The organism is Pseudomonas sp. p99-361 (assembly GCF_003935475.1).
In the GTDB taxonomy this organism is placed as follows: domain Bacteria; phylum Pseudomonadota; class Gammaproteobacteria; order Pseudomonadales; family Pseudomonadaceae; genus Aquipseudomonas; species Aquipseudomonas juntendi.
On the sequence record NZ_RHQO01000060.1, the window covers coordinates 16,362 to 28,030 of the forward strand.

The following is an 11,669-nucleotide window of genomic DNA, read 5'->3' on the forward strand; positions in this document are numbered from 1 at the left end:
GGGTTCAGCTCCTGTTGTCGATAGGGTTGGCGGACCGTTCCGTCTGCGCCACTTGCCAATGGCCACGCCGTTTGCGCTTGGCCTGATACATCGCCGCATCGGCGGCATTCAGAAGACTGGCCGGGTCGGCGCCGTCTTCCGGGTAATAGGCGATACCGACGCTCACCGACGTGGCGACACTGCGGCCGCTATCCAGCTGCACCGGCAGCTTCATGCTGGCGACGATTTTTTCGGCAATGTGCTCGGCATCCCGGCGCGTTTGCAAGGGCGTCAGCAGCACGGCGAATTCGTCACCGCCCAAACGTGCAACCAGATCATGCTCACGCAGCTGGGCACGCAGGCGCTCGGCCACGCTGATCAGCACCTCGTCCCCCACCGCATGGCCCAGCGTGTCGTTGATCTGCTTGAAATGGTCACTGTCGAGGAACAGCAGCGCCATGTGATCCTGCTGGCTGGCTGCATTGCGCACGCTGCGGCTCAGGCGCCCTTCGAAGAAGGCGCGGTTGGGCAGGCCGGTCAGGCTGTCGTGGCTGGCCTGGTGGGCCAAGGTCTGGTTTTCGCTCTGCAGGTGGCTTTGCCACACTTCCAGTTCGTCCAGCAGGGCGTTGAAGTCATTCCCCAGCTCGTTGAGTTCGGCAATCGCCGTTTCCGGCACACGCCGGTCGAAGCTGCGCTCGCGGCGGGCGGCGTGGGCGACGCTGGCCAAGCCGCGCAGCGGCCGGGTGATATCGCCGAGCAGGCGCCGCGACAGGTACTGGGCAGCCAAGGCGCTCAAGACCGTGCAACACAGAATACCGGCAAGCCCCCCCAGCATGAATAGCAACAGGCTACGCCCCTGGCCAACCAGTTCGATGCGCCCGATCTGTTGCTGCTGGTGCATGATCGGCAGCTTGACCGGTTCGTCCAGCAACGCGCTGGCGACCTGCGCTTCCAGCAAGGCAAGCATGCCCGAATCGGCACGTTGCCAGCGCGCCAGTTGCTCGCCTTCACCATTGAATACCCTGGCCTCGGCCACTTCCTCGGCGCTGGCGATCAGCCCCAGCGCTTCACTGGCGGCGGCACTGTCATCGAACACCACCGCCGCCTCCACGGTGTAGCTGATCGACCGGGCAATCAGTTGCAGGTTGTGATTGGCGTAGACGCTCAAGGCCAGCACGCCCAACAGGGTCAAGGAAATACCGGCCAGGCCCACGGCCAGCAAGGCGACATTCAAGTGTGCACGGCCCAGCACCGAGCGCAGGGTTGGGCGCAGGCTGCGCTTGCGGGTCGGCTTCATGGTTGCACCGCCCGGCGCCGCGACAGTTGCAGCACGCTGGGGTGAATGCGCACCCCGGAGCGCGCCACCGAGTCAAGGTTGACCTCGAAGGCCACCTGCTGGTCGCTGACCCGCAGGCAGAACAGGCTGCCGAGGGTGCATGGGTCATTCGATTCGCTGATGCTCAGGACCGGGTAGCCGCTGACCCGCTCGAACAGCTTGTCACGCTGGCGCTGGTCGAGCTTGCCGATGTAGATCGCATCACACGCCTGAGCGACCTGACTGTCATCTGCCAGCAAGCGCTTCACTTGCAGCGGGCGGCCAGACTCCTGCACCTGGCCTTTGATCAGGTCGTCCGCGTATTCGGTGGGGCCGACCAGGCACAGGCGCAATGGAGACGGCTCCACCGGCCAGCGCGCGTAGCTGAAAATGCCCAGCACGACCTGGGTGACGGCCTTGGCCCGTTGCTGCGCCTGGGCGTTGGTTGTGGCGGTGTTCGCCCCGGCAGAGCCCGTAGCGATACACAGCACGGCCAGCAATACCGAGAGCGCACAGTTTGTCACACGTCTTGCGGCCACGTGCATGTGGGGAATCTCTCAAAGTCCTTTCTGGTTTCGGCGCAACGATAGCATATGGCCGTATCAATGTCGGAAAGCGGGCACCGCGGAGGTGGGCACGGGCTGCGCCCGTGTTCGCGGGCATGCCCGCTCCCACAGGGGATCTCCACCTGGTTTCGGCCGGGGTCAGACTTGCTCCAGCATCAACCCGGAAATGCGCCTTACCTTGCGCGACACCGCTTCTTCGAAAATGCCCTGGCGCGGCTCGACCAGGCTGAAACAGTGCTTGGCGCGGGTGATCCCGGTGTAGACCAGCTCCTTGGTCAGCACCGGGTTCAGGGCGTCGGGCAGTACCAGTGCGGTGTGGCCGAACTCCGAACCCTGGGACTTGTGCACCGTCATGGCAAATACCGTTTCCACTTCATTCAGGCGGCTGGGCAGAACAAAACGCACGCTGCCGCTGCCGTCATTACGCGGGAAGGCCACCCGCAGCAGCGGCTCGCCGCGCTCGTCCGGCAAACGCAGGGCAATGCCGATGTCGCCGTTCATCAGGCCCAAGCCGTAGTCGTTGCGGGTGACCAGCACCGGGCGCCCTTCGTACCAAGGCTGCTGGCTGTCGATCAGGCCGGCGCCGTGCAGCACCCGCGCCACCCGCTCGTTGAGCCCTTCGACGCCCCAGGCACCGCGGCGTACCGCACACAGCAACTGGAAGTCCTCGAAACTGTGCAACACCTTGCCCGCCCACTGCTCCCAGGCGGGGTCGTCGAACGGGGTATCCAGCAATGGCCGATAGCGGCCAAGGGTACGCAAATAACTGCGGTACCCTTGTGGCCCTTCGCTGCCCTGGTTCAAGCCGTCGAGCAGCAGGCGGTCGAAGGCGCGGTCCTGCTCGTGCCTGAGCACCAGGCTGTGCACATCGGCCGGTGGCATGGCCAGCAGGTTGCGCGCCGCATGGGCGTCCTGCCGGTTGACCAGCCGCGCCAGCTGGCCAATCCCGCTGCCTTCGCCAAAGCGCCGCGAAAAGCGCAGCATCACCACTTGCTGGGCCAACGGGTTGCGCTGTTCATCGCCAACCTTGAGGCCACTGCCAGCCAGCGATTCGCCACTGACCTGTTCGAGCCAGCTGGCGGTGGCCGGCGCGTAGTAGCCTTCTTCGGCGTCCCGGCACAAGTCACCCAGCACGGCACCGGCCTCGACCGAGGCCAGCTGGTCCTTGTCACCCAGCAATACCAGGCGTGCCCGCGCTGGCAAGGCGTCGAGCAGGTTGGCCATCATCTCCAGGTCGATCATCGAGGCTTCGTCGACCACCAGCACATCCAGCGGCAACGGGTTGCCCGCATGGTGGCGGAAGTGCCGCGAACCCGGGCGGCTACCGAGCAGGCGGTGCACGGTGCTGACGTCGGTCGGCACCTGCTCGCGTACCTGGGCACTGACCTGCAGGCGCTCGACCTGCTGGCCAATGGACTCGGTCAGGCGCGCAGCGGCCTTGCCGGTGGGTGCCGCCAGGCGGATACGCAATGGCCTGCCCTGCTCCACCGCCGGCGCTTGCAACAACGCCAGCAGGCGCACCACCGTGGTGGTCTTGCCCGTACCGGGGCCCCCGGTGATGATGCTGAAGCCGGCGCGGGTGGCCAGGGCGCAGGCGAGCTTCTGCCAGTCCACCTGGCCTGCCGGGGCGCCGTCCTCGAACAACTGCGCCAGGCGTTGTGGCAAGTCCGCCGGCGCTGCTTCAGCCTGGCTCAGGCGCAGGCGCAAGGTGTGGTCGATACGCCGCTCGTAGCTCCAGTAACGGCGCAGGTACAAGCGCTGGCCGCTGAGTACCAGTGGACGCGCCTGCTGGCCCGGTGCGTCGCCAGCGGCCACCAGCGGGCTGGCAACGATGCGTTGGCGCCATGCTTGCAAGTCGAGGTTGGCCAGCAATTGCGAAGGCAACAGCAACGGGCCGGTCAGTGCGTCGCCCTCTGGCGGCAACGACAGGGCAAAGTCGGGCTCGGCCAGGGTTTGCTGCAGGTCGAGGCAGACGTGGCCGTGGCCCAGTTGATGGCTGGCCAACGCTGCGGCAAGCAGCAGCAAGGGGTCACTGCCTGGGGCCCGCTCTTCCAGAAATGACACGAACGCACGGTCAAGCGGCCGTAGCCAGCCGCGTTCGACCCAGCGGTCGAGCAGTTGCAGCAGGTCACCGCTGTCAGTTTGCGGCGCCAGCGCCAGCAGGTACTCGGCGTGCAATGGGGTGGGCAAAAGGTCGACAAGGCTGCGACTCATGGCATGACTCCGGCAAACAGGTCCTGCTGGGTGGGCGGGTGCTCGCCACGGAACAGCGCATCCAGGCTTTCGATCAATTCACGCGGTGGCTTGGTGAAGTAAACGCCGTGCCCGCTGCTGCTGGCGCCCCGCAGGAAGATGAACAAGGCACCGCCCACGTGGCGGTCATAATCGTAATCCGGCAGCCGCGCGCGCAGTTGCCGGTGCAGGGCCAGCAGGTACAACACGTACTGCAGGTCGTAGCGGTGTTCGAGGATGGCTTTTTCCATGGCCAGGGCATCGTAAGCCTGGGTATCCGGGCCAAGCCAGTTGGATTTGTAGTCGGTCACGTAATAGCGGCCGTCCAGCTCGAATGCCAGGTCGATGAACCCTTTGAACATGCCATTGAGCAGCGTCGGCTGCGCCGCCGGGCGCGCCAGGCCGGGGTGGGTGTGGCGTGCTACCAGACGATCCAGCTGCTCGGCGTCGACGCGCTGGCTGGCGAACCAGAACTCCATTTCGATCTGGTAAGTGCACAGCTCCCCGAGCGTCACGCTCTGCCCACTGCCGGGCAACGGCAAGGCCTCGCTCAGCAAGCGCTGCATCCACTGGCTGAGGGTGGGGATCCAACCCGTCCAGTCTCGGCGGTTGCAGCGCTGGCCAACGGTTCGCTCGATCAACTGCGGGTTACGGCTTACCAGGCTAAAGCCTTCGCGGCCTGCCCACTCCAGCAGACCGTGCAGGAAGGTGCCGGGGTTCGGCCCCCGCGGGAAGCGGTGGATATCACCGCTGTCGGCCGGGACTTCACGCAGCACCTGCACATCGACGACTTCGTCATCCTGCAGTTGCTGGGCCTGCGAGCTGTCGGCACCGAGGGTTTGGTCACCAACGCGCAGGGCGCTGTAGGAGGCGATCCACCAGTGCTCAGCGGCGGCGCGGCGTGGCTTGCGTGCCGGCAGTAATTCACGCGCGGCGTGGGGCATGCGATACACCTGCTGCTGCGCCGGCGGCAGGCCTGGGCAGGCGATGTGCGGGCAACGCGCGGCCAGGGCCTGCAACCAGTCGGCCAACTGCGCCGAACTGGCCAGGGCAAGGCCGCCACCCAGCAGATACCCCAACGCCGAGCGGTGCAACTGCGACGTTTTCTGGTTGCCGCGCTTGAGGTCGGCGACACCCAGCCAGCAGGCATGCTGGGCACGGGTAAGGGCCACATACAGCAGGCGCAGGTCTTCGGCCAGGCGCTCATCGTCGGCGCGTTCGATCAGCTCCTGGTCTGGGGTCAGGGTAAGGTGGGCGTGGCCTTCAGGGTCGTGCCAGGCCAGCGGCAGCCGGCTACCGTCCACAGGTTTGCTGGTGCAGATGAACGGCAGGTAGACCAGCGGATACTCCAGGCCCTTGGACTTGTGGATGGTCACCACCTTGACCAGCTGTTCGTCGCTTTCCAGGCGCAGGATCTGGTCCTCGCCAGCCTGGCCAGAACTGGCCAGGTGCTCGGCCAGGTGGCGAATCAGCGCCTGTTCGCCATCCAGTTCGCCAGCTGCTTGCTGCAGCAACTCGGCCAGGTGCAGCAGGTTGGTCAGCACCCGTTCGCCATCGCTGCGGCGGATCAGCGTGCGCGGCAGCTGGAAGTCATGCAGCAGGTGGCGCAGCATGGGCAGTACGCCCTGGCGCTGCCAGGTTTCGCGGTAGTAGCGGAACCGCATGACCCAGCCTTCCCAGACCCGCTCGTCCTGGTTCAAGCGGTCCAGCGCGGGCAACGACAGGCCTAAGGTAAGGCTGGCCAGGGCCGCCTTGAGCAGGCGCTCCGAATCGGGCTCGGCGCAGGCCTTGAGCCAGGCCAGCAGGTCGTGGGCTTCCTGGGCAGCGAACACCGAGTCCTTGTCGGACAGGTACACACTGCGTACATCGCGTGCGGCCAGCTCGGCGCGCACCAGCTGCGCTTCGTGGCCATCCCGCACCAGAATGGCGATGTCTGACGGCAGGCAGGGGCGCAGTGCGCCTTCGGCACTGCGGAAACCGGCCGTGCCTTGCTGGCCGCCATTGAGCAAATCGACAATGTGGCTGGCGCAGCTGGCGGCCAGTTGCTGGCGGTAGACACTGCCGGATACCGGCTCTTCGCTCTGCAGCTGCCAGCATTGCAGGGCAGCGCTGGCTTCGCCGTTGATCACCAGCTGTTCGCTACGGCCTTTGGCGTGCACCTCGATGAACGGCAACGGGTTGTCATCGGCACCGCGGAACAGGAACGCCCCCCGCCCTCCCTGACGCGCCTCGGCCTGCAGGAACACCTGATTGACTGCCGCCACCATGGCCTTGCTAGAGCGGTAGTTGGTGTCCAGGCTGTGCAGCCGACCGCTGGTGGCCCGCCGTGCGGCGAGGTAGGTGTAAATATCTGCACCGCGGAAGGCGTAGATCGCCTGCTTCGGGTCGCCAATCATGAACAGGCCGGTGTCCGGGCGATTTTCGCTGATCTGGTAGATACGCTCGAAAATACCGAACTGCACCGGGTCGGTGTCCTGGAACTCGTCGATCAGGGCCACCGGGAACTGCTCACGAATCAGCCCGGCCAGGCGCTCGCCGGCTTCACTGGCCAGTGCGTGCTGCAAGCGCACCAGCATATCGTCAAAGCCCATTTCTGCCCGCCGACGCTTCTCCACTTCAAACCGTGCCGAAACCCAATTGGCGGCATGCTCGAGCAGGGGGGCATCCGGGCTGTCCAGGGCTTGCAGGTGTTGCGCCAGGGTCTGCATGGCATCCAGGCCTGGGTGCGCGGGTGGCTCGCCTTTCCAGGCCTCGGCCATGCCGGCCCGTGTCAGGCGGGTGAAGCCGGTACCCAGGTCCAGCTCCACCTGTTGTTCGTCCGTAGCCCACGCGTGGAGCTTGTCGAACCAGGGTTCGAAATAGCGCGCCTGCATCTTGCGGCCGTCGACCTGCTTGGCAGCCAGGGCATCGCGGCAGATCTGCCGCAGCTCTTCGGCCCACTGTAGCCAAGGCGCCTTGAGCCGGGCCAACTGTTCGCTGCGCTGCTGCAGCGATGCCTCAATCAGTGCCGCCGGTTCCGCGCCGTGCTGCTCGGCCCGCACCCGGCCGAACAAGGGGCGGATGCGCGGGAGCAAGGCGTCGGGGCTGACCCAATGGCTGCGCACCCACGCCAGCGCTTGGCCTTGCATGCTGTAGCAAAAGCGCCGCCAGTAATCGCGCATGACTTGGCCCAGCAGCTCGCTGTGGTCGGTTTCCAGGGTCTGGGTGAACAGGCTGCCGCTGTCAAAAGCGTGCTCGCGCAGCATGCGCTGGCACCAGCCGTGAATGGTCGATACCGCTGCTTCGTCCATCCACTGCACTGCAATTTCCAGGCGCCCGGCACAGCGCGGCCAGGCCTCTTGCGGGTAGTCGTCACGCAGTTGGTGCAGCAAAGGGTCGGCGCCCTCCAGCTCGCCACGGAAGAAGCGTGCAGCTTCTGCCAGGCGGGCACGGATACGCTCGCGCAACTCCTTGGTGGCGGCGTCGGTGAAGGTCACCACCAGAATCTGCGGTGGCAGCAGTTCGCGTGCAAAACCCTGCTCGCCGCCATGCCCGAGGATCAGGCGCAGGTACAGGGCGGAAATGGTGAAGGTCTTGCCGGTGCCGGCACTGGCCTCGATCAGCTGGCTGCCATGCAAGGGGAAACTCAACGCCAAGGGGCGGGCCTGGGTCATGCGCCTTTCTCCGGGTTGCCCAGGGTCTGCCAGGGTGCGGTGAACAATGGGCGGTACAAGGTTTCGCACCAGCCTTCAAAGGTTTCGTCGGCGGTGAGTGCGGCGAAATCACGGAACTGCCGAGCCAGGGCGATGCTTTCACTGCGCTCGCCGAAACTGTTGCGTTCATCGCCCTCGTAGGCACGGGCCGCAGCGGCCAGGGCTTTGTCGGCATCGTCGTGGGCCAGCCAGGCAAAAGCGGTTTTGGCGGCGACCGACAGGGGCGCGTTCATCGCGGCCTGGCGCGCCACCAGCAGGTCGCCCAACAGTTGCCCGGCGGCGCCTTGCGGCAGCGGTGCCAGCAACAGGGTCAGGTCGCTGGCGACCAAGGCGCTATGGTAGGCGTAGCCTGCGGCACAGGCCGCCAGGTGGGTAACCCAGGGCGCGATCAGGCGGTGCCACTTCAGGTTGTTGCGCCCGGCACTGATGGTGTTGGGCACGGTGGTAATACTCAGAAGGCTTTGGTCGTCGGCCTGGAATACCCGCCCCAGCCAGCCTTCGAGTCGGTGCCGGCCGTGCTCGAAATGAACGGGCAAAGCGCCCTCGACCAAGCGTGGCCAGCGTTGCAGCAACTGCTGGTGGCGTTGCAGCAGGTCGGGTAACGGCTCGATCAACTCGCTTTGCAGCAGCTCGCCGAACCCCGCCAGTGGCAGCACGCCGCAAGCCTGCAAACGCCGGGCCTGAGCCTGCAGGGCCTGCTCGGCGTTGCCCGGTGCGGCCAAGGCGACACCGAGCAGGCTTTCACTGGCGCCGTAGCGCTGCAGGGTGTCGAGGGTGAAGGGTTCTTCGTCCGGGGTCGGCGCCTCCAGCGCTTCGAAGTACACCTTGAGGCGCTGACTGAAGAAATGCCGAACCGGGTGGCGCAGGAAGTCACTCAGCTGGGTCAGGGTAAGCGCTTCATCATCCTGATAGGGCGCCAGGGCTGTTTCGCCCTGCGGGTCGCACTCGCTCTGCTGGTGCAACACTTGCCATTCGTGGGCATAGCTGAACAGCGGGCTGCCCTTCTGGAAGTAGCGCGGGCTGAACGGTTGCAGCGGGTGCTCCTGGGTCAGGGCGTGCAGCAGTTGCTCGCCAGCCTGTGTCGCCTGGCCCTGCTGTGCGCCGTTCAGCTGCCAACCCGCCGCAAGGTGGTCGCGCAGCTGCCCGATCAACACCGAGGCCGGGCGTTCGCTGTTGTCACGGATACTGCGCCCGACCCAGCTGACGTACAGCTGGTCACGTGCCGACAGCACCGCTTCGAGTAGCAGATAACGGTCGTCCTCACGGCGTGAGCGGTCACCGGGGCGGTAGTCGCTGGCCATCAGGTCGAAGTCCAGCGGCTGCTGGGCGCGGGGGTAATCACCATCGTTCATGCCCAGCAGGCACACCACCCGAAACGGGATCGCACGCATGGGCATGAGGGTGCAGAAATTCACCGAGCCCGCCAGGAAACGTTGCGACAGCTTGCCTTGGTCCAGGCCCGACAGCCAGGCCTCGCGCACCACGGTCAATGGCAGAGGGTCCTGCAGGCCGACCGTTTCGCATACTTCAAGCCAGCTATCGCGCAGATCCTGCAACTGGATCAGCAGGAATTCGTCGTGCTCGTCCTCGGCCAGGAAGAACACATGCAACAGGGCATGCAGGCGCTCGCCCCACTGGCTGACGGTGGCCGGTTCGGCCAGGGCCTGGCAGGCGACATCCAGTGCGTCGAGCAGGGCCACCAGCGGGCCAATCAGGGCTGCGTCCAGACCACCGATTTCATCGTACGGCTCAATACCGTCACACGCTTCGCCCACGCCTACGGCATACCCCAACAGCATGCGTCGCAAACCAAAGCGCCAGGTGTTCTGTTCAAGCCCGGCGGGCAGGCCAAGGCTGGCTCGCTGCTCGGCATCGAGGCCCCAGCGAATGCCTGCGCCTTCGATCCAGCGGTGCAGGGTAGGCAGGTCGTTTTCGCGGATACCGAACCGGGCTCTTACCGCGGGGACATCCAGCAGGTCGAGCACTTCGCTGACTGCGAAACGGCTGTCCGGGAGCTTGAGCAGGTGTTCCAGCGCAATCAGCAGAGGTTCCCGGCCACGCTGCCCTTGGTCGGTCAGGGTGAACGGTATATAACGCGGGTCATTGCGCTGCAGTTGGCCGAAAACGGCGCGGATGTGCGGCGCGTATGTGTCGATGGCCGGCAGCATGACGATGACATCACGCGGGCGTAACGTGGGGTCGGCACTGAAGCGGGCCAACAGCTGGTCGTGGAGAATCTCCACTTCGCGCTGGGGGCTGTGGGCAATGTGAAAACGGATCGAGCGGTCGTTGGCGGGATCGACTGGCGGCCACAGCGCGCGCGTTTCTGCCAGCGGGCGGAGTTCGAGAATGTCGTCCTGCAATTGATTGAGCAGCGTGGCGGGTGAACCGTCGCTGAACAGATCGATGCGACCATCGCTGAACACGCCTTGGTAGCTACCTGGGTCGTCGTAGCTGTCGAGCAGGTTGATGTAGTCTCGGCCTTGCTTGCCCCACGCAGCCAGTAATGGGTGTGCGTGTTGGTGCAGGGCCTGGTCGTCGAGCTGCAAGGGCATGCCTTGTTTGCGCTGCTGACGCTTGTATTGGTGGCGCAGCAGGTCTTTGTCGGCAACGATGTCCGCCCAGTGGTGGCGACAAGGGTTGTGCACGCACAACAACACCTGGCTGAAGCGTGCGAGGCCGGCCAATGCCTCCAAGGCCTGGGCCGGCAGCGATGAAATGCCGAACACGATCACCCGCGAGGGTAACCCGGGGGGAGCCTGTTCCAGGCTATTGATACGTTCGATGAAGCGCTGGTGCACGCCGGCCCGGCTTTGCGCCATACCTTTTTCGCCGACGTCTTCCAGCAAGGCCTTCCACAACTCGGCCTGCCAGCGGTTAGCCGGGGGCAGGGCCTTGCGTTCGCCACGGGCGGTGTTCAGCACGTGCTCACCCGCTGCCCAGTCCCTGAGCCAGTCGGCCCGGTAGACCTGATACTGGTCGAACAGATCGGCCAGACGCTCGGACAGCTGGTAGCGCTTGCGCAGGTCACCGTCATCCGTCAGGAAGCGGCGCAACGGCTCGAAGTGCGGGCGCTCGATCAGCGCTGGTAGCAGACGCATCAGGCGCCAGGTCAGCGGCGCTTTGTCGAGCAGGGATACCTCGGGAATTTCATCGCGCCCCAGCACACTGCGGTACAACTGCCACATGAAGCTGCCGGGCAGTTGAACCTCGATTGCAGCGGCGATGCCGCAGCCACCTTGGTCGTCCTCCAGCGGGTCTTCCGCCAGCGCCAGCTTGAGCCATTGAGCGATACCGTTACTCTGCACCAGGGCGATTTCTTTTTCCAACGGTGCCAGCGGGTAGCGACGCATCCAGCTCACCACAAGGCTGCGCAAATCGTCGAGGCGGTTGCCGTGGACGATCATGAAGCCGGGGTGAAGATGGGTGGTGTGGGGCATCGGAAACTCTCTGGCAGGTGCTGAGCTGAGGTTGGTGGGGGAAACGATATCACGCGTGATGCGTTCCCTGGGGGGGCATGGCACGGGCTTCGCCCGTGTTCGCGGGCACGCCCGCTCCCACAGGGATTGTGGTGAGGCAAGGGGACTTTTTTGGAGCACAAAGACAAAACCCCTACCTGCATGCGCAGATAGGGGTTTTGCGAAATGAATCTTGACGATGACCTACTCTCACATGGGGAAACCCCACACTACCATCGGCGATGCATCGTTTCACTACTGAGTTCGGGATGGGATCAGGTGGTTCCAATGCTCTATGGTCGTCAAGAAATTCTGTAGCCAGAATGTCCAGATGGACAGCCCAGCGAATTCGGATATGTGATGTTTGTGATACCTTGCGAACTTTCGGTTCATGTCATCTTCACCACCGCAATCTGCGTCAGCAAAT

At 65.0% G+C, this 11,669-nt stretch carries 5 protein-coding genes and 1 rRNA gene; all 6 read right to left on the reverse strand.

The genetic code is table 11. The annotated features are described in order from the left end of the window. Positions 1-4: 4 nt before the first annotated feature. The 6 genes from EGJ22_RS20630 to rrf all read right to left on the reverse strand — a co-directional run bounded on the left by EGJ22_RS20630 (position 5) and on the right by rrf (position 11,549). Positions 5-1,276: a diguanylate cyclase domain-containing protein gene (locus EGJ22_RS20630; protein ID WP_029887165.1), complete on the reverse strand. Its 1,272-nt coding sequence runs from the start codon at positions 1,274-1,276 to the stop codon at positions 5-7. Beyond that, complete coding sequence (locus EGJ22_RS20635) at positions 1,273-1,839, reverse strand: YfiR family protein (protein ID WP_029887164.1); 567 nt, start codon at positions 1,837-1,839, stop codon at positions 1,273-1,275. Before EGJ22_RS20635 ends, EGJ22_RS20630 begins: the two co-directional genes overlap by 4 nt. Positions 1,840-1,998: 159 nt before the next feature. Beyond that, complete coding sequence (gene recD, locus EGJ22_RS20640; protein ID WP_029887163.1) at positions 1,999-4,074, reverse strand: exodeoxyribonuclease V subunit alpha; 2,076 nt, start codon at positions 4,072-4,074, stop codon at positions 1,999-2,001. Next, the gene (gene recB / locus EGJ22_RS20645; protein ID WP_029887162.1) at positions 4,071-7,745 is read right to left on the reverse strand and encodes an exodeoxyribonuclease V subunit beta; all 3,675 of its coding nucleotides are present in this window, start codon (positions 7,743-7,745) and stop codon (positions 4,071-4,073) included. The genes recD and recB overlap by 4 nt, the downstream gene beginning before the upstream one ends. Next, positions 7,742-11,224 (reverse strand): exodeoxyribonuclease V subunit gamma, encoded by a 3,483-nt coding sequence (recC, locus tag EGJ22_RS20650; protein ID WP_064314747.1) that lies wholly within the window; start codon positions 11,222-11,224, stop codon positions 7,742-7,744. The genes recB and recC overlap by 4 nt, the downstream gene beginning before the upstream one ends. 209 nt (positions 11,225-11,433) lie before the next feature. Beyond that, positions 11,434-11,549, reverse strand: a 5S ribosomal RNA gene (gene rrf / locus EGJ22_RS20655). Positions 11,550-11,669: the final 120 nt, after the last annotated feature.

Coding starts and splice junctions, on each gene's coding strand:
- EGJ22_RS20630 (WP_029887165.1), bottom strand. CDS start 1,276: ATGAAGCCGACCCGCAAGCGCAGCCTGCGCCCAACCCTGCGCTCGGTG.
- recC (WP_064314747.1), bottom strand. CDS start 11,224: ATGCCCCACACCACCCATCTTCACCCCGGCTTCATGATCGTCCACGGC.
- recB (WP_029887162.1), bottom strand. CDS start 7,745: ATGACCCAGGCCCGCCCCTTGGCGTTGAGTTTCCCCTTGCATGGCAGC.
- EGJ22_RS20635 (WP_029887164.1), bottom strand. CDS start 1,839: ATGCACGTGGCCGCAAGACGTGTGACAAACTGTGCGCTCTCGGTATTG.
- recD (WP_029887163.1), bottom strand. CDS start 4,074: ATGAGTCGCAGCCTTGTCGACCTTTTGCCCACCCCATTGCACGCCGAG.